Source organism: Pacificispira spongiicola (assembly GCF_012926505.1).
Lineage (GTDB): Bacteria > Pseudomonadota > Alphaproteobacteria > UBA8366 > Aestuariispiraceae > Pacificispira > Pacificispira spongiicola.
Window position 1 is genome coordinate 550,065 of the sequence record NZ_JABBNT010000001.1, and the last position, 18,496, is coordinate 568,560.

Here is an 18,496-nt window from a genome sequence, read left to right on the forward strand (position 1 = left end):
ACGGATGCTGAATTACGCCATCAAGCGCATCGGCCTCGCCATCGTGATCCTGTTCACGGTGATGCTGTCCATGTATGCGATGGTGTTTCTCGTCCCCGGCGATCCCGCCTCCCTCGCCCTCGGGCCACGCGCCACACCGGCCTTGAAGGAACTGTTGCGCGAACGCATGGGATTGGATCAGCCGGTCCTGATCCAGGTTTGGAGTTTTTTCCGCAACGCCGCCACCGGCGATCTGGGATACGACGTTTGGTCGAAGCGTCCGGTCTTCGACCAGATCATGGAATTCTTCCCCAACACCCTGGCCTTGGGCGCGGTCGCACTGGGATGGGCCTTGGTGCTCGGTATCCTGCTGGGCTGTGCCGCGGTCGTGTGGCGCGGGACCTTCATGGACCGGCTTCTGGGCGTCCTGTCCGTCGGGCTGATTTCGATTCCCGCCTTCGTTATCGCGATCTATGCCTTGCTTATCTTCGCGGTCTGGCTGCATTGGCTGCCGGCGATCGGCGCGGGGCAGCCCGGCGATATCGTCAGCCAAATCAAGGCCGTCATCCTACCGGCCTTCGCATTGGGCATCGGTTGGGTCGGGTATCTGGCGCGGCTCGTCCGTGCCTCCATGCTGGAGGTGATGAACGAGAACCACATTCGAACCGCGCGGGCTTTCGGGCTGCCGGAACGGCGCATCGTCTTCCGCTATGCGCTGCGGATCGCGATCATTCCGACCATCGCCATCCTGGCCGTCGGATTGGGGTCCATCCTGTCCAGCGCCGTCTTTGTGGAAACCGTTTTCGGGCGCCCCGGGATCGGCACTTTGATTACCGGCGCCGTTCAGAAGCGAAACTATCCGGTGGTCATGGGAACGGTCCTTTTCATGACCGCCTTCTATCTGGTCGTCGTCACCGCCGCCGATCTGTTGATCGCCCGCCTGGACCCGAGGATTCGCGATGTCTTCCGGGGCTAACAGGGGCATATTCCGGTCGCTGATGCGCGACCCGATGGGCGCTTTCGGGCTGATATTGGTCGTAGCGTTCCTGATCATGGCCCTCGCCGCCCCCTGGATCGCGCCTTACGATCCCTTGAAAATCAGCATCACGGAAAGGTTTCAGCCCCCCAGTCTGGCCCATTGGGCGGGCACCGACCAACTGGGCCGCGATCTTCTGTCCCGCATTATTTTCGGCGCGCGAACCGCCCTGTCGATCGCGATGACGGCCGCCGGGATCGCCGGTGGGGTGGGACTTCTGCTGGGCATGATCGCCGGATACGGCCCCCGATGGCTGGACGCCTTTCTGGTCCTGATGTTCGATTCCATGTCGTCCCTGCCGATGATCATGTTCGCATTGGCGGTGATTACCGTCGTCGGCCCCGGTACGGGCACCTTGATCCTCGTCGTCGTTCTGGTGTCCATTCCGGGTTATGCGCGCCTTATCCGCGCGCAAACGCTCAGCCTGGGCTCCGCCGATTTCATCCTGGCCGAACGGGTCATGGGCGCGTCCTCCGCCCGGATACTGGCACGCCACCTCCTGCCGAATGTCGTCGGCCCCCTGGTCATCGTGCTATCGATGGATATCCCCGTCATCATCATGCTGGAAGCGGGATTGAGTTACCTGAACCTTGGGGTTCGTCCGCCGATCCCCTCCTGGGGCAATATCCTATACGACGGCTACACCTCCCTGCGGGCCGCGCCGTCGATGGTGCTGATCGCGGGGCTTCCGCTCGTCCTCGCGACATTGGGGTTCACCTTTCTGGGCGAAGGCCTGAGGGACGCCATTGATCCCAAGCTGAAGGTGAGGGTGCCGCGATGACGACACCGCTGCTGACGGTCGAGAATTTGACGCTCAACTATCGCACCGGGGGCGACCCGGTGCAGGCCCTGCGCGGGGTCAGTCTGACGGCGCGGGCGGGAGAGGTTCTGGGCATCGTCGGGGAAAGCGGCTGCGGAAAGTCGACGCTGGCGGCAACGCTGATGGGCCTCGCGGGGACGAATGCGGAAATCACCGACGGCGCTGTGTCGTTTCGCGGTGAGAACATCCTGACCGCGCGCGAGGAAACCCGCCGGAAATTGCGCGGGAAGCATATCGCCATGGTGTTTCAGGATCCGATGACGGCCTTCAATCCCGTTCTGACGATCGGTGCGCAACTGGTCGACTTCCAGCACAATTCCGGTACGCCCAAGCGGCAACGACACAGCGCGGCGCGGGACATGCTGGACCGCGTGGGCATTCCCGATCCCGATATCTGTATGGGACGGTTTCCGCATGAATTGTCCGGCGGCATGCGGCAGCGCGCGGCGATCGCGGCAGCCTTGCTGATGCAGCCGGAAATCCTGATCGCCGACGAGCCGACGACGGCGCTGGACGTGACGATGGAGGCGCAAATCATCCATCTTCTGCGCAATCTGCAATCCGACTACGACGGGGCCATCATCATCGTGACCCACCAACTGGGCGTCATCGCCCAACTCTGCGATCGTGTCGTTGTCATGTATGCCGGTCAGGTCGTCGAGGAAGCGGATGTCGATACCCTGTTCCATGCGCCGCGCCATCCCTATACCAAGGCGCTTATCGCCTGCGACCCGGCCAGCCTGTCGATCAAGGAAAAGCGATTGCCGACCATCGGCGGTCGCCCGCCCGATCTGGCACACCCGCCGGCGGGATGCGCCTTCGCTGATCGGTGCGCCCAGGTGGAGCCGATTTGCCGAACCGCCGCCCCGCCCCGTGTGGAGATTGGCCCCGATCACATCGCGAAATGCCATGAGGCATGGTCATGAGCGCGCTGCTGGAACTGGACCGTCTGTCCGTCGACCTGTCGATTTCCCGCTGGCCGCTGCGAACGACACTGAACATCCTGTCCGACATCACCCTGACACTCGCGCGCGACGAAACAGTGGGACTTGTCGGCGAAAGCGGATCCGGGAAAACGACGTTGGGACGCGCCCTATTGGGGTTGCAGCATATCAGCGCGGGGACCGTCCGCTTTGACGGGACGCCGTTGAAAACCGCCGCCGATTTCGACCGGATACGGCCGCGCACGGCGCTGATGTTCCAGGATGCGGTCGCCTCCCTAAGCCCCCGCATGACAGTGGGAGAAGCCGTCACCGAACCCTTCCGCATTCACAACCGCCCAATGCCCGATTGGCGCGCCCGCGCGGCGGAACTGCTGGAAGAAGTGGGCCTTCCGGCCGACATGGCGTCCCGGTATCCGCATGAACTGTCCGGCGGTCAGGCCCGGCGCGCCGGGGTGGCGCGGGCGCTGGCCCTGAAACCCGATCTGGTCATCGCGGACGAACCGACGGCGGGATTGGACGTATCGGTTCAGGCGGAAATCCTGAATCTCATGGCCGACCTGAAGGATCGATACGGTCTGTCCTATATGGTGATCACCCACAATCTGGCCCTGGTTCGCCACGTCGCGGACCGGATCGCCGTCATGTATTTGGGACGGCTGGTCGAAACGGGCCCGACGGCGGAGGTTTTCTCCAACCCGGCCCACCCCTATACCGGCAGCCTGATCGCCGCGGAACCGAAACCCGACCCACGAAAACGCCGCACCGATCTGGCGATCAAAGGCGAAATTCCCAGCCTGATACGACGGCCCAGCGGATGCGAATTCCATGGGCGTTGTCCCCTTGCGACGGCACGTTGCCGCACCGAAGCACCAGCCTTGCGCGACATCGCGCCCGGCAGGAAAGCCCGATGTCATTTTGCTGAAACTTACCAAAAACAGGGAGCGTGATATGACTTGGATAACCGATAGACGTGCGTTCTTGAAAACCGCCGGTGTGGGGTTCGCCGCGGCAATGGCCAATCCGAAATTCGCATGGTCCGCCGTTGGCGACACGCTGCGAATCCGGATGGGCAGCGATTTCCAGGTGCTGGACCCCTGGGGCATTATCGGCGCATTGGATGAAGTTATTCCCCGCTGCACGACGGTTTCCCTGATCCGAATGGGCGACATTCGCGACGGCAATGAATGGGAACCCTATGGCGCGGAAAAAATCGAATGGCTCGACGGCAAACGTCTGGCCTTCACCCTGCGCGATGGCCTGACCTGGACCGGCGGTTACGGGCCGGTCACGGCGGAAGACGTCAAATATTCCTTCGAACGCATCGCCGGGTCGGACAGTGCCTGGGCCTATCAGTTCGAGAAATTCAAGGAAGTCGAGGTCATCGACGACCGCAACGGTATCATTCACCTGACGGAGGCCTTCGCCCCGTTCCTGGTGATCGCATTGCCCTATTACGGCGGACACATCGTCTGCAAAAAGGCGGTCGAGGCCGTGGGCGGGAAGTATACAACGGAAATCCCCGCCCAATGCGGCCCCTATCTTTTCGACAGTTGGGAACAGCAGCAGAAAGTAACGTTGACGGTCAACCCCGACTGGACCGGCGAAAAGCCGGCCTTTTCGACCGTGGAAATTTACATCGTCGGCGACGATCAGGCGGCCCAACTGGCCTACGAAGCGGACGCTTTCGACTTCACGAAGTTGACGCCCAGCGCCGTGCGGCAATTGAAAGGCGCAATGCCGGACGGGGCGACCCTGATCGAGGCGGAATCGACCCGCTATGTCTGGATGACCATCAACCAGAATGCGGAACCGCTGAAAGATATCCGTGTGCGGCAGGCCATCCAGTACGCGTTCGACGCCGATGCCGTCCTGCTGGGTGCCTATGACGGTTTGGTCGGTCGTTCCGCCGGTGTGGTGCAGCCGGGTACGGCCTTCGCCCGCGACAAGAACATCATCGACCAACGGGATGTCGAAAAGGCAAAGGCGCTCCTCTCCGAGGCGGGTGCGGAAGGATTGACGCTCAATCTAGTGGCACTGACCGATTCCACCTCACAGACCATCGCACAGATCGTTCAGGCGAGCCTGGGCGAGGCCGGAATCACCGTCGAAATCCAGCCGACGGAAGACGCGGCTTATTGGGCCTTGGGCGACAAAACGGCCGGGGACGACTATCTGTCCCTGGAACTGGTCCTGCAGAATTTCGCAGGCGGCATCGACCCGACGGAAAACCTTGTCTGGTTCCGCCCCGACCAGATCGGCGTTTACAACTGGGCCTTCTTCGACAATGCGGAATATGAAGAATTGTATCAGAAGTCGCTGGTTGAACTCGACCCGGACAAGCGTCGCCAAATGTTCAACCGGATGGAGGATTTGATGGAGGAATCGGGCGATTTCGTCTTCATCTGCTTCGAACCGCTGATCGCGATTCACGATTCCGATCTGAAGCCGGTGATTCTTGCCGACGGTCATCCCGATCCGGTACAATTCACCAAGGTCTAAATCGGTAGGCGGTGCCGTGACGCGGCACCGCCTATCCTTCTTTTTGGGAGTCCCATGGCGCGCACGACCAATCAGCCACGATTCACGAGACTGACCAGCGAGGAACGTCGCGCCGAACTCGTCGATGCTGGCCTGACCTGCATGGCGCGCGGCGGGATTCAGGAATTCACCGTCGACAAGATTTGCGCCGAAGCCGGGGTGTCGCGCGGCCTGATCACGCACCATTTCGGATCGATGAACGGCTTGCTGGCCGCCGTCTATGCCCGCATGTACGAAACGACGACCCCGCAAATTGCATCGCTGGACGGATACGAAACGCGTCTCGCCGCCCTGATCGACGCCTTCTTCGCCCCTGACGTCTTCAATCGTAAGGTGATGAATATCTGGCTCACCTTGTGGGGGGAGATTTCCAACAACCCGACGCTGCGGGACGAACATCGACGGGAATATTCGCGCTATGTCGATGATGTCGCGGGCCTCGTAGCGGAGGCTGCCGATGCGCGCGGTCGGACTGTCGATGCCCGTGGCTTGGCGCGAGCCCTGATCTGTCTGGTGGACGGTTTGGGCCTGCAATACTGCATCGACCCGGATTCCATGCCGCCCGAGGACGCCAAGGCCGCGTGCCGGTCGCTCTTGGAACCCAGCATCGGGCCGCTCTGACCGCGCCGAAGGGCGGTCGCCGCCGCTATGACCGCCGCTCCGGCAGGCACGCGTTCAGCACCAAATCCTGTACGGTCTCGATATAGGTTTCCATCGACACGCCGCGCCGCCGGTATTTGGATCGCTTCACATACCATTCCTGCAGCAGCGGCTTGATCAGGGAGGGCAGCAAAGGGGATACGTCCGCCCGGAATCTGCCCTCCGCCACCGCGCGGTCTATCACCGCCGCGAAATAGCTTTCCGTCAGGATTTCGCTATCCACCGCCGTTCGCCGTTCCGACGGCGGGAAATTCTTGGCTTCCAGAAAGGCGAAGCTGAACCAGGGCTGCATCGCCTCCGTCAGTCGGATATGGGTATCGATCAGCCATTTCAGATGATCGACCGGGTCGATGGTCATCGTCTGCGGAGGATCGGCTAGAACCCGCTGCACCTGACCGGTGACTTCCTCCAAAATCATCTTCAGCAACGTGGTCTTGCTGTCGAAATAGGCATAAAGCCCGCCCATGGAAACGCCGGACGCCTTCGACAAATCGCGCAACGACATCGCCTGGAAGCCATTGCTGTTCGACAGGTTCAGCGCCGCCGTCACGATGACGCTCAGCTTCCGGATCGCAAAGTCCGGCTTTTGCACGACGATCGTATCGCGATGTCGGTCTAGCATGGACCGGCACAAAGCCTCCGTCGTGAACTCCGCCGTATCGATCATCTGAACCTATCCTTCACCATTCCTGAACGGACCCGATACAAACGGACACTTGCATGTCGACGCCCCTTCCGGTATCCATTTTTCGAGCGTTCGCTCGAAAAATAAAGAGAGAACTTGGGATATGGCGGAAAATAACGGCCCGCAGACGGGCCTTTGGCCGGGAATAGCCGGAAAACGCGCCCTCGTCACCGGGGCGTCCTCCGGGCTCGGCGCGCATTTCGCCCGCCTGCTGGCGGATCAGGGCGCGACAGTCACCGCCGCCGCCCGTCGCCTCGACAAACTGCAAACGGTTTGTTCGGAAATCACCGCCTCCGGCGGACAGATCGTCCCCCTGGAAATGGACGTATCCGATCCAGCATCGGTAAAGCGGGCACTGGACGGCACCGCCTTCGATATCGTCATCAACAATGCGGGCACGACGCTGTCGGCCTCTGCCCTGGATCACGATGCCGATGCGATCGACCGCATCATCGACACCAATTTGAAAGGCGCATTCCATATCGCGCGCACCGCCGCCCAGGCAATGCGGGACACGGGATCCGGCGGCAGCATCGTAAATATTGCATCGATCCTGGGCCTCCGCGTCGCGGGCCATGTCAGCGCCTATGCCGCGTCGAAGGCAGGCCTGATCCAATTGACGCGCAGCCTTGCCCTGGAATGGGCGCGCCACGGTATCCGTGTGAACAGCCTGTGCCCCGGCTATATCGAAACCGATCTGAACCGCGACTTCTTTCAGACCGATACGGGTAAGACGCTGATCAAACGCATTCCCCAACGCCGCTTGGGTCAACCGGAAGACCTGAATGGGCCGTTATTGCTGCTCGTGTCCGATCTTGGGCGCTTTATGACCGGGTCGGAAATTGTCGCCGATGGCGGTCATCTGATCTCTTCACTCTAAGGAACGTGTCATGGATTATACGATATCGCCGCGCATCGAGGATTTCCGGGTAAGAATCGCCCGTTTCGTCGAAGACGAGCTCCTGCCGCTCGAAGAAGGCCGCGCCGCCTGGGACGCCCATGGCAACATCGCCCTCGACTATCTGGAACCGTTGCGGGAAAAGGCGCGCGGCGAGGGCCTTTGGTGCCTTCAGCTAAAGCCGGAAACCGGCGGCCAGGGTCTCGGCAAGGTCGGCATGGCCGTCTGCTACGAGGAAATGAACCGCTCGATCTTCGGTCCTGTCGTGTTCAACTCCGCAGCGCCGGACGACGGCAATATGATGGTGATGGAACAGGCCTGCACCGACGCGCAAAAGGCCCAATGGCTGGCCCCCATCGTCACCGGTCAGGTCCGATCGTCCTTCGCCATGACGGAACCGCATCCCGGCGGCGGGTCCGATCCCGGCATGATGCTGACCACGGCGACGAAGAAGGGCGATAAATACGTCATCCGCGGGCGCAAATGGTTCATCACGGGCGCGGAGGATGCATCGCATTTCATCCTGATGGCCCGCACGTCCGACGATCCCCGGCGCGGCCTGACGGCCTTCCTGCATCACCGGGACGAGCCGGGCTGGCGCATCGACCGGCGCATCCCGATCATGGGACCGGAGGAACATGGCGGTCATTGCGAAATCGTCTACGAGGATATGGAACTGCCGGCGGATCGGATCATCCTGGGCGAGGGCATGGGGTTGAAGATTACCCAGATGCGTCTGGGTCCGGCGCGTTTGACGCATTGCATGCGCTGGCTGGGACTGGCGAAGCGATGCCTGGAAATCGCGCAGGAATACGCGCAAAACCGACATGGATTCGGCGTTCGGCTGTCCGACCGCGAGAGCATTCAAATCAAGATGGGCGACATCGCGATGGGGATCGAGGTCGGGCGCCTGCTGGTTATGAAAGCCGCCTGGGAACTGGATCGCGGCAGCTTCGCCCGCAAGGAGGTTTCCATGGCGAAGATCCATGTTGCGAACCTGCTGCACAAGGCGGCGGATACCGCCATCCAGATCAACGGCGCGCGTGGCTATTCCCAGGACACGGTGCTGGAATGGATTTACCGATACGCCCGTCAGGCGCGGCTGGTCGACGGCGCGGATGAGGTTCATCAGATGGTGTTGAACCGACACCTGACGGATCAGAAACGAGATTTCTGGAAGTGGGAGCCCGCAGAGGCATGAGCGATTTGGACCTTCCCGCGCTCGACACATGGCTGACCGCGAAGCTGCCCGGTGAAAGCGGCCTGTCCGTTGAACGGATCGGCGGCGGTCAATCCAACCCGACATGGTTCGTAACATTCGGGTCGGCGAAATTGGTTCTCAGGAAGAAGCCGGCCGGGCCGATCCTGAAGGGCGCGCATGCGATCGAACGCGAATTCCGGGTCCAGAAAGCCCTAGAAGCCACCAATGTTCCCGTCCCGAAAGTCCTTTGGCTGGAGGAAGACGACAGCATCCTGGGCACGCCGTTCTATGTCATGGAACGATTGGACGGCCGGGTTTTTTCCGATTGCCGCCTGCCCGGCATGCCTCCGGAAGACCGCAAGGCGATCTATCTGGAAATGGCCCGAACCCTGGCGAAACTGCATGCCGTCCGGCCCGATACCGTCGGACTGGGCGATTACGGCAGGCCCGGCAACTATTTCGAACGCCAGATCAGCCGGTGGAGCCGTCAATATGCGGACTCCACCGGACCGCGCATCCCGGCGCTCGACCGGCTGGTCGAGTGGCTGCCCGCCCATATCCCGGCGGACGATGGGGCGGTTTCGATTGCCCACGGCGATTTCCGGCTGGGGAACCTGATGTTCCATCCGACCGAACCGCGCGTCATCGCGGTCCTGGATTGGGAGCTATCGACCCTGGGCCACCCGCTGGCGGATGTCGGGTTTTGCGTCATGCCCTGGCATTCTAGCCCAGACGAGTACGGCGGTATCCTTGGCACCGACTGGCAGGAGAACGGTATTCCGACGCGCGACGACTTTCTGACGGAATACTACGCCCACGCTATACCGACGGAACCGCTGTTGCCGTTCCATGTCGCCTTCGCATTGTTCCGGTTTTCCGTGATCTTCGTCGGGATCGCCGACCGCGCCCGTGCTGGTAATGCGGCATCGGCGGAGGCCGCATCTCTGGCCCCACTCGCGGAACGGTTCGCGATCCGGGCCGCGCAAGCAGCAGACATTGACGTCAGCTAAATTCCGATAAACGGCTGAACCAGCCTGAAGGCAAGATTCCGGAACTTCAAGGGGGCGTCCGTCACCGCAAGGCAGATGCAGTCGCGGTCCTTTTCCGCATGCGGTTGGTGCAGGACCGTTTCGTCCGCTTCCTGAAAATCGCCCGCCGCATAAATCCCGGTCGAATCGCGGAAGGCCCCCTGAAGCACGAGCGTCACTTCTTCGCCCCTGTGGGTATGTTCCGGCACCGGTCGTCCCGCCGCGACGCAGAGCAGCCGCGCCGTCGATTGATCCGCCGTCGGGATCAGTAGCTGGCGAACCCCCAATCCCATATTCTGCCAGGGCAGCGCATCGACCGATCCACCGACATAGCTGCGCAACGGTTCCGGCAAGTCGATCTTGCCTGCATGTCCCGCGATTGCAGGCATGCTGTCTGCTTCATCTTCTTCGGATTCCAGACGCGCCCACAGGGCATCGAATGAGTTGTCGGCCAGGGTCGCGGGTTCCGCCGCGTCCATCATGCCGCCGCCCATGGCTTCCAGTCGCGCAACCGTATTCCGGCATTTCGGGCACAGCGCCAGATGCGTCGCGACGGCAAGGCTCCAAGATTCGCCGAGGCCGCCGGAAACGTAATCCAACAACCGTTCTTCGCTGGGATGATGGTCGATACTCACACGCTTTCTCCAAGTCCGGATCGGATGCGCTGAAACGCCAATCGGATCCGGGATTTCACGGTCCCAAGCGGCAGCCCGAGTTCAGAGGCGATCTCGGAATGCGGCTTCTCTTCATAAAAGGCCAAGGTCATAACGGCTTTCTGATCCGGCGGCAGGGCATCGAAGGCCTCGCGGACCAAATCCGCTTCCTGAGCCACCGACAGGACCTCGAAGCCGTCGGGTTCCGGGTCCGGCACAAACATCGGATCATTGAAATCCGGCTGCGGTCGTTTCTCTTTACGCAGGAAATCGACGCGCAGATTTCGGCCGATCGAAAAAATCCAGGTGGACGCCTTCGCTTTTGCCGGGTCGAACTGATCCGCCTTTCGCCAAACCTTCACCATGGTTTCCTGAACGATTTCTTCCGCCGCCGCCGGGTCCAAGCCACCGCGCATGAAGAATGTCTTCAGCCGTGGTGCGAAATGATCGAACAGCGCGCGAAAGGCGGCGCGGTCGCGCTTGCGCGCGATGGCAACGATCAAGTCTTCAAACTCGTCCAACACGGACTCCCGATCTTTATCGACGACCCGCCGCGCCAGCCGCATCGGGGCGACAGCGGCGACCGCCCCCTCAACCCCCGATCCTTTTCGATGCGGGGATGTAGGTCGTTCGGAGACCGGCGCGGCCTCCCGTTCGATTACGAAACATCCGTCCATATCATCCGATACGAACCGGTGTGGTTTCCGGATCACTCTTTCCGTATTTCGCGGCACCTTCAAGTGATCCAACGCGAAAATCGACCCGTACCAAGAACGAAACTTGCCCGATCAGGAGTTTGTGAAACAGTGTCCGCTGGCCATCCCCCCCCGAAGTCCCATTACAAGATCGCCGTGGTCGGAACCGGCATTGCCGGTATGTCCGCGACCTGGCTGCTGAACCAGGGCCATGACGTCACCGTCTACGAAAAGGAGCCCCGGATCGGCGGTCACTCGAATACGGTGGAAGCATCCCTATCGTCGGAAAAGCTGCCGGTGGATACCGGCTTCATCGTCTATAACGAGCGTAATTATCCCAACCTGACGGCATTGTTCGCGCATCTCGGCGTCGATACGGATGCAAGCGACATGTCCTTCGCGGCCTCCGTCGATGGCGGGGGACTGGAATATTCCGGGTCTGACATCAATGGGCTTATCGGGCAACGAACGAACGTCCTTCGTCCCCGTTTCTGGCGCATGGTGCGCGACCTGCTGCATTTCTATAAAAACGCCCCCGCCTTCCTGAACGAACCGGACGACGGGATGAGCCTCGGCGACTACCTGGACCGACACGGTTATTCGGACGCGTTCATATCCGATCACCTGCTGCCTATCGGGGCGGCGATATGGTCGACCTCCGCGCTTGAAATGCGGGCCTATCCGGCGAAGGCCTTCATCCGCTTCTTCGTCAGTCACGGATTGTTCGAACTGGTCGACCGTCCGCAATGGCGGACCGTCACCGGCGGATCGCGCCGCTATGTCGAAAAACTGACGGAATCCTACCGCGACCGCATCCGCTTTGACGCCGCCGTAAAAGTCCTTCGGCATCCGGATCATGTGGAAATCCATGACAGCCGGGGACAGGTAGACCGGTTCGACGCCGTCGTCCTGGCCAGTCATGCGGATGAAAGCCTGCGTCTGCTGGGGGACGCGGACGACCGGGAACGGGCGCTCCTCGGCCCCTGGCGATATACGAAGAACCGGGCCGTCCTGCACAGCGATACATCCCTGATGCCGAAACGCCGGAATATCTGGTCCAGTTGGAATTTCCTGGAAGACTCGCGCGACCAGGCCGACGCGCCGATCTGCGTCACCTATTGGATGAACCGCCTGCAATCCCTGCCGTCGTCGAAACAGTTCTTCGTCACATTGAACCCCAATCACGAACCGCAATCGGATTCGATCCTGTACGAAACGGAATACGAGCATCCTTTCTTCGACACCGCAGCCTTGAAAACACAATCGCGCCTTTGGTCCCTGCAGGGACACCGGCGGACCTGGTATTGCGGCAGCTATTTCGGTTATGGCTTCCATGAAGACGCGCTTCAATCGGGACTGGCTGCCGCCGAACAATTGGGCGGACTGCGCCGTCCCTGGCAGGTGGCGGACGAGAACGGCCGTATCCATGTCACGACAATCGAACGGGCGGCGGCGGAATGACATTCGCATCGGCACTCTATGAAGGTCGGGTCGTCCATACGCGCCATCGCCCGCGCGCGCATCGCCTTTCCTATTCCGTCTTTTCGATGTTGATCGATTTGGACGAGCTTCCGGTCCTCGACCGCGGCATGCCGTTCTTCGGCTACAACCGGTCCGCGCCGATCAGTTTCTTCGATCGCGATCACGGACCGGCGGATGGCGGGTCGCTGAAGGCCTGGGCCATGGATCGCCTGAAAGACGCGGGAATCGATTTCGACGGCGGACCGATCCTGTTGCTCTGCTACCCCCGCATCGCGGGCTATGTCTTCAATCCGTTGAGCGTCTATTTCTGCTATCGCCGATCCGGGGAATTGGCGGCGATCCTGTATGAGGTCTGCAACACGTTCAAGGAACGCCATACCTATGTGATCCCCGTATCCAGCGATAGGCAGGGATCGGTCCGCCAGACCTGCGACAAGGCGCTGTACGTGTCGCCTTTCATCGGGATGGAGGCGACCTACCGCTTCCGCATCACCCCACCCGGTGAGGCGATCGGCATCCATATCCGGCAGGAGGACGCGGCCGGGCCGTTCCTGTATGCGGGATTTGCGGGCAAGCGGCGGGCGCTGACGAAATGGTCCGCGGTCGGGCTATTGGCGCGGTTCCCCTTCATGACAGTGAAGATAATGGCGGCCATTCATTGGGAGGCCCTGAAACTGTGGCTGAAGGGCATGCCCGTTTTCGCCCATGTCCCGGCGGCATCGCCGGTCCAGGCCAGTTTCCAACAAAAACCGACCAACGGGGTTTGATCGACCATGGAAGACACCTTTACGAACTTGGCGACACCGAATGCGCGGCGGACATCGGTAGCGAAACCGTCCGGCCTTCGGGAAATGCTGTTGGCCCGTGGCTTGAAGAACATCGAAACCGGCCGCCTGACCGTCGATTTCCCGTCCGGTGCGCGCCTTCACGTTGCCGGGAAACAGCAAGGGCCGGATGCCATGCTGTCGATCGCCGACAATCGCGCCGTAACCCGATTGTTGACGGCGGGCGATTTGGGCTTTGCCGAGGGATACATGGCCGGCGAATGGGACACGCCGGATTTGAAGGTCTTGCTGGACTTAGGGCTCCGGAACGAGGCGGCTTTCGCCGGATCGGTACGCCGGATCGGTGCTCTTGAGCTCGTGAACCGCCTGCGCCATCGGCTGCGCGCCAACAGCCGTCGCGGCAGCCGCCGTAACATTGCGGCCCATTACGACCTGGGGAACGATTTCTATACCCCATGGCTGGATCAGACGATGTCCTATTCATCGGCGATATTCGAGGATATGGACGAACCGATGGAAATCGCCCAGCAGCGTAAATATGCGCGCATGGCCGAAATGCTGGACCTGCAAGACGGCGACCATATCCTGGAAATCGGCTGTGGTTGGGGCGGGTTCGCGGAATATGCGGCTCGAAACCATGGATGCCGCGTAACCGGCTTGACGCTGTCCCATGAACAGGCGCGTTACAGCCGCGACCGCATGATCCTGAACGGCTTGTCCGACCAGGTCGAAATCCGGTTGCAGGATTATCGCGACGTCGATGGGCGTTTCGACAAGATCGCCTCCATCGAAATGTTCGAAGCGGTCGGTCAGGCCTATTGGCCCGTCTATTTCGGCACGCTGAAGGCCCGTCTGAAACCGGGGGGCAAGGCGGCGTTGCAGAGCATCACCATCGCCGATGACGGTTTCGATGCCTATCGCGCATCGCCGGACTTCATCCAGCGCTATATCTTCCCCGGCGGCATGCTGCCGTCGCCGAAGGTTTTCGGGGAGGCCGTGGCGCAATCCGGGCTGACCCTGTCGGACTCCTTCTTCTTCGGCCCGTCCTATGCCGAAACCCTGCGCCGCTGGGACCGCGACTTCACCGCCCAATGGTCGGCCATCCGAAAGTTGGGGTTCGACGAACGGTTCCGCCGCATGTGGCATTATTATCTGAAATACTGCGAGGTCGGGTTCGACGCCGGTCGGATCGACGTCGGTCAATTCGTCCTGGAACGATGACACAGACGGCGGCACACTCCACCCTGCTTCGGCGCATCCTGGTGCCCTATGCGTTGCCGGGTTTCGCGATCGCATTGCCGACCATTCCAGTCTATATCGCGCTGCCCTCCCTTTACGGCATCGATCAGGGATTGGGGCTTGCGGCGGTCGGGGCCGTTCTGCTGATCGCTCGCGCCTTCGACACGGTCACGGACCCGATTATCGGGGCGCTCAGCGACCGTAGCAGTATCGGTCGGATGCGCCGGAAACCTTGGATCGCGGTCGGATCGGTTATCGCAGGGATCGGTCTTTGGAACGTCCTGGCACCCGATCCCGGGGACGGGCTGGCATATTTGCTGTTTTGGTCCATCGTCCTCTATACCGGTTGGACCATGGTTGCGGTCCCCTATCTGGCCTGGGGCGCGGAACTGACCGAAAACTACCGCGACCGGGCACGTGTCACCTCCTGGCGGGAGGGGGCGGGACTTCTGGGTATCATCGGCGCCAGCGCCCTGTCGGCGGCGATCGTTAATGCCGGCGGAACCAACGGCATGGCGCTGCAAGCCGTGGTTTTAGCCACCGTGACCGTCGGCGCGATTTTCTTGACCGCTGCGTTGGCCTTCGTGCCGGATGACGCCGCGCCGTCGGGAATGGAACAGCCGCTTTCCGAAATGCGGCGTGGCCTGCACCGACTGTTCAAGAATAGGCTATTTCTGCGCCTGTTGACCGCGTGGTTCATGAACGGATTGGCAAATGGCATTCCCGCCGCGCTGTTCATGGTCTATCTGGAATTCGGTCTGGGTGCGACGGCCTCGGAAAGCACAGTGCTGATCCTGATCTATTTCGCCGCCGCCGTTGCCGGAATTCCTCTGTGGCTTTGGCTGACCCGTCGTTTCGACAAACATCGAATCTGGTGCGGCGCGATGGCGATGGCCAGCCTCGCCTTCCTGTGCGTGCCCCTATTACCCGACGGGGCGATCCTGGGATTCGCCGCGATCTGCCTTTTGACCGGCGCGGCGTTCGGTGCGGATCTCGCCCTGCCGCCCGCCATTCAAGCCGATGTCGCGGACTACGACCGGTTGCGCACCGGATACCGGCGGGAAGGTCTGATCTTCGCCTTCTGGGGCATGGGGACGAAACTCGCGCTCGCGGGGTCGGCGGGGATCGCGCTTCCCGGCGTGGTCTGGTTGGGTTTCGACCCTGAGGCACCGACGGCATCGGGGCTAACGGCGCTGGTTGCGGTCTACGCGGTCCTGCCGGTCGCGATCAAACTCCTGACCACCGCCTTCATGTGGGGCTTCCCGCTGGGCGCGGTCCGGCACGGCACCGTGCAACGGCGGCTCGCCGCCCTCTCCCGACACTCAACCCGGAGGATGCCGCCATGTGGCAGCGCCTATTCGCCCTGTTCGTAACGGTCCTGGCAGTGAATGGATGTTCGACAATGAAACCGACAGATTTTGAAAACACCACCCCGAAGCTGGCCATTGAAGACTATTTCAACGGCCGCGTAGAAGCCTATGGCCTATTCGAAGACCGGTTCGGAACATTGCGCCGTCAATTCACGGTGACGATAGACGGGACCTGGGACGGCGATGTTCTGGTCCTGGACGAACGATTTACCTATTCCGACGGGGAAAAGGATCGGCGGGTCTGGACGATCCGCAAGAAAGGCCCGCATCTCTATGAAGGATCGGCCGACGATATTATCGGCACGGCGATCGGGGAATCCTATGGCAACGCCCTGAACTGGCGCTATACCATGGACCTGAAAGTGGGCGACGGCAGCCTGCGCGTCCGGTTCGACGATTGGATGTTCCTGTTGACCCAGGACGTCATGATGAACCGGGCGACCGTATCGAAATTCGGTATCGAGATCGGAACGGTGACCCTGGCCTTCGTCAAGCGGTCGAATGCACTGGACAGCGCCGTCAACGATGACGAACGCCAACCTTCCGGCGTATCCGCGATAACAGCCAGCCGATAACCGGCAGGCGCTCGTAAAACGCCCCGGCGGCGTCCCAATGATCGATATGGGACCGAACGAGCCCGTCCGGGGCGAATTCCACAATGCTCATCCCGTCGAAGGTCCATGGCTGTCCGCGCAGAGTGGAGTCGAAACGCCATTCCAGGAGGCAGGTATCGCCGTCGCTGAGCATGCGACGGACCTGAAAACGAACCTCCCCCAATTCGCGGTACATATGCTCAAACACCGCCCGCATCGCATCGACGCCACGCACGTCGTTGAACGGGTCCTTGAAGCAAACATCCGCCGTCGCGATACCGTCCAGATCGGACAACCGCTCGGGGCTCAGCGTTTCCAGGAAGTGCTTGTACCGTTCCGCAGGCGTGGTCATTCGGGGATCATCCGCCGGGTCAGGGAAAACAGCAATCGGTTCGGCAGCAACCGCATCAGTTTCATGATCACCGCGAACCGCCAGGGAAAGGCGATTTCGAAGGCCCGCCCCTTCAAACCTTTGACAATCGCATCGGCTGCACGCTCCGCCGTGATCAGGAAAGGCATTGGAAATTCGTTACGGTCCGTCAGTGGCGTTTCGACGAAGCCCGGATTGATCAGTTTCAGATCGACGCCATGGCGGGCAAGGTCCGGCTGCAGCGCCTCGCACATATTGATCAGCCCGGCCTTGGTCGCGCCATAGGCGGCGGATGTCGGCAGGCCCCGGTAGCCTGCGACGGATGCGACGACAGCCAACGTCCCGCGGCCGCGTTCGATGAAGCGCGGCATCAATGCCCCCAGGCAATGGACATTGCCCATCAGGTTCACGTCACACAGTTTCCGGAAGGCATCGATATCGAAATCCACTGCCTGCATCGGCGCGTGGGTTCCCGCGTTCAATACGGTGAGGGCCAGCGGGCCCATCGTCGCTTCGATGGCGGCGACCGTCTCGAAAATCGCATCCCTGTCGGTAATATCGACGGGAAAGACCTCAATCGACCCGGCCGGGCATTCCGCCGCCAGACTGTCCAGATCGGCCCGCGTGCGCGCGCTGACCGCGACACGCCAATTGTCCTGCGCCAGTTTGCGGGCGACCGCGCGGCCAATCCCCTTCCCGGCCCCCGTTACCCAGGCTACCTGCTGACGATCAGTCATTCGCCGCACTTCCCACCGTCATGCCTTGGCACAGACGGCAGCGATAATCGAAGTCCGACCCGTCCGGCCCCTTGAAGCGCAGGCGGACCCAGCGCCCGGCATCGTCGTACCAGACTTCCGCCTCCACATCGCCGCTATAGGTATAATGGGTGGCCGAAACCAAGCCGCGTTCCGTCGCGACGTCTTCGCGCCCGACTGTGTCAATGGTCACATCCGCGACCGTTCCGGTCAGGGTATTCAGCACCCGGCTTTGCGTCAGAACATCCGCGTTCCAATGGTTGGTGGGGAAAAGCGGGGCGTCCGCAATCCCTGCTTCCGACCCGGCCTCAATACGGAACCTGCCGCCATCCTTTACCGCTCGTATTTCCGAGAAATCGCCATCGTCATCCACTGTGGCCGTTATCGCGTCGAGCCACCCGTCGCGCCACAGCGCTTTCGACCGGTACCGATATTCGTAAACTGTCAGTCCCAGCATCGTGATATCGACCCTGAAATCGACATCGACATGCAAGCCCTCGGGCGTATCTCGGAACAGGACGGTATGCGATCCGACCGGGCTACCGTTTCGGAAAACGTCGAAGGCGATTCGGTCGCCATAAAGCGCCGCGACCTGGTCCGCGCGCCCGCCCGCCGGCTTCCCGCCATATGCGGCAACCGGCGCGGCCAGGGCACACAGGCCAGCCCAGAAGGCAAAAACCGCTATACCTGTTCTTCGGACGGAAACCATGATCCCTCATCATCGTGAAAGGACATCCATTCCTTTCTACGGATGATGGGGGGCGG

Annotated in this window: 20 protein-coding genes; 14 read left to right on the top strand and 6 right to left on the bottom strand. The window is 61.4% G+C overall.

All coding sequences use genetic code 11. The features are described from left to right. Positions 1 to 4 precede the first annotated feature (4 nt). Genes HH303_RS02570 through HH303_RS02595 form a run of 6 tightly spaced genes read left to right on the top strand, consistent with a single transcriptional unit; the run spans position 5 to position 5,938 of the window. Positions 5 to 955 carry an ABC transporter permease gene (locus HH303_RS02570; RefSeq protein ID WP_169623630.1) on the top strand — a complete coding sequence of 317 codons (951 nt, stop codon included), beginning with the start codon at positions 5 to 7 and terminating at the stop codon, positions 953 to 955. Further along, a complete protein-coding gene (locus tag HH303_RS02575; protein ID WP_169623631.1) occupies positions 939 to 1,796 on the top strand; it encodes an ABC transporter permease in 858 nt (285 codons plus the stop codon). The genes HH303_RS02570 and HH303_RS02575 overlap by 17 nt, the downstream gene beginning before the upstream one ends. Beyond that, entirely contained in the window at positions 1,793 to 2,761 is a 969-nt protein-coding gene (locus HH303_RS02580; protein ID WP_169623632.1) for an ABC transporter ATP-binding protein, read from the top strand. The genes HH303_RS02575 and HH303_RS02580 overlap by 4 nt, the downstream gene beginning before the upstream one ends. After that, entirely contained in the window at positions 2,758 to 3,726 is a 969-nt protein-coding gene (locus tag HH303_RS02585) for an ABC transporter ATP-binding protein (protein WP_169623633.1), read from the top strand. The genes HH303_RS02580 and HH303_RS02585 overlap by 4 nt, the downstream gene beginning before the upstream one ends. Before the next feature lies 1 nt (position 3,727). Continuing rightward, entirely contained in the window at positions 3,728 to 5,278 is a 1,551-nt protein-coding gene (locus HH303_RS02590; protein ID WP_169623634.1) for an ABC transporter substrate-binding protein, read from the top strand. 54 nt (positions 5,279 to 5,332) lie between these two features. Continuing rightward, on the top strand, positions 5,333 to 5,938 hold the full coding sequence (locus HH303_RS02595) for a TetR/AcrR family transcriptional regulator (protein ID WP_169623635.1): 606 nt from the start codon (positions 5,333 to 5,335) through the stop codon (positions 5,936 to 5,938). Positions 5,939 to 5,963: 25 nt separating this feature from the next. Here HH303_RS02595 and HH303_RS02600 read toward each other — a convergent pair whose 3' ends face one another. Next, positions 5,964 to 6,644 (bottom strand): TetR/AcrR family transcriptional regulator, encoded by a 681-nt coding sequence (locus HH303_RS02600; RefSeq protein ID WP_227421475.1) that lies wholly within the window; start codon positions 6,642 to 6,644, stop codon positions 5,964 to 5,966. A gap of 121 nt (positions 6,645 to 6,765) precedes the next feature. Here HH303_RS02600 and HH303_RS02605 point away from each other — a divergent pair, with 121 nt between their 5' ends. The 3 genes from HH303_RS02605 to HH303_RS02615 are packed head-to-tail and all read left to right on the top strand — an operon-like array spanning position 6,766 to position 9,771. Then, positions 6,766 to 7,542, top strand: coding sequence for an SDR family NAD(P)-dependent oxidoreductase (locus HH303_RS02605; protein ID WP_169623636.1), 777 nt, complete (start codon positions 6,766 to 6,768; stop codon positions 7,540 to 7,542). 10 nt (positions 7,543 to 7,552) lie between these two features. Continuing rightward, complete coding sequence (locus HH303_RS02610; protein ID WP_169623637.1) at positions 7,553 to 8,761, top strand: acyl-CoA dehydrogenase family protein; 1,209 nt, start codon at positions 7,553 to 7,555, stop codon at positions 8,759 to 8,761. After that, complete coding sequence (locus HH303_RS02615) at positions 8,758 to 9,771, top strand: phosphotransferase family protein (protein ID WP_169623638.1); 1,014 nt, start codon at positions 8,758 to 8,760, stop codon at positions 9,769 to 9,771. Before HH303_RS02610 ends, HH303_RS02615 begins: the two co-directional genes overlap by 4 nt. Here the strand turns inward: HH303_RS02615 and HH303_RS02620 are convergent. Then, complete coding sequence (locus HH303_RS02620) at positions 9,768 to 10,424, bottom strand: ChrR family anti-sigma-E factor (RefSeq protein WP_169623639.1); 657 nt, start codon at positions 10,422 to 10,424, stop codon at positions 9,768 to 9,770. The genes HH303_RS02615 and HH303_RS02620 overlap by 4 nt on opposite strands. Next, positions 10,421 to 11,119 (bottom strand): sigma-70 family RNA polymerase sigma factor, encoded by a 699-nt coding sequence (locus HH303_RS02625; protein WP_227421476.1) that lies wholly within the window; start codon positions 11,117 to 11,119, stop codon positions 10,421 to 10,423. Before HH303_RS02625 ends, HH303_RS02620 begins: the two co-directional genes overlap by 4 nt. Positions 11,120 to 11,248: 129 nt before the next feature. Here HH303_RS02625 and HH303_RS02630 point away from each other — a divergent pair, with 129 nt between their 5' ends. Genes HH303_RS02630 through HH303_RS02650 form a run of 5 tightly spaced genes read left to right on the top strand, consistent with a single transcriptional unit; the run spans position 11,249 to position 16,588 of the window. After that, positions 11,249 to 12,598, top strand: a complete 1,350-nt coding sequence (locus HH303_RS02630) for an NAD(P)/FAD-dependent oxidoreductase (RefSeq protein ID WP_319637288.1) — start codon at positions 11,249 to 11,251, stop codon at positions 12,596 to 12,598. Beyond that, positions 12,595 to 13,386 (top strand): DUF1365 domain-containing protein, encoded by a 792-nt coding sequence (locus tag HH303_RS02635; RefSeq protein ID WP_169623642.1) that lies wholly within the window; start codon positions 12,595 to 12,597, stop codon positions 13,384 to 13,386. The genes HH303_RS02630 and HH303_RS02635 overlap by 4 nt, the downstream gene beginning before the upstream one ends. A gap of 6 nt (positions 13,387 to 13,392) precedes the next feature. Next, positions 13,393 to 14,625 (top strand): SAM-dependent methyltransferase, encoded by a 1,233-nt coding sequence (locus HH303_RS02640; protein ID WP_169623643.1) that lies wholly within the window; start codon positions 13,393 to 13,395, stop codon positions 14,623 to 14,625. Next, positions 14,622 to 16,016: an MFS transporter gene (locus HH303_RS02645; protein WP_169623644.1), complete on the top strand. Its 1,395-nt coding sequence runs from the start codon at positions 14,622 to 14,624 to the stop codon at positions 16,014 to 16,016. Before HH303_RS02640 ends, HH303_RS02645 begins: the two co-directional genes overlap by 4 nt. Further along, the gene (locus HH303_RS02650; protein WP_169623645.1) at positions 15,986 to 16,588 is read left to right on the top strand and encodes a DUF3833 domain-containing protein; all 603 of its coding nucleotides are present in this window, start codon (positions 15,986 to 15,988) and stop codon (positions 16,586 to 16,588) included. The genes HH303_RS02645 and HH303_RS02650 overlap by 31 nt, the downstream gene beginning before the upstream one ends. Here HH303_RS02650 and HH303_RS02655 read toward each other — a convergent pair. From HH303_RS02655 to HH303_RS02665, 3 genes are read right to left on the bottom strand one after another with little or no spacing between them, the layout of a single operon-like run. Beyond that, a complete protein-coding gene (locus HH303_RS02655; RefSeq protein ID WP_169623646.1) occupies positions 16,533 to 16,958 on the bottom strand; it encodes a nuclear transport factor 2 family protein in 426 nt (141 codons plus the stop codon). The two genes, HH303_RS02650 and HH303_RS02655, sit on opposite strands and share 56 nt — an antisense overlap. Beyond that, complete coding sequence (locus tag HH303_RS02660) at positions 16,955 to 17,713, bottom strand: SDR family NAD(P)-dependent oxidoreductase (protein ID WP_169623647.1); 759 nt, start codon at positions 17,711 to 17,713, stop codon at positions 16,955 to 16,957. The genes HH303_RS02655 and HH303_RS02660 overlap by 4 nt, the downstream gene beginning before the upstream one ends. Continuing rightward, positions 17,706 to 18,440 (bottom strand): DUF6134 family protein, encoded by a 735-nt coding sequence (locus HH303_RS02665; protein WP_169623648.1) that lies wholly within the window; start codon positions 18,438 to 18,440, stop codon positions 17,706 to 17,708. Before HH303_RS02665 ends, HH303_RS02660 begins: the two co-directional genes overlap by 8 nt. Positions 18,441 to 18,496 lie beyond the last annotated feature (56 nt).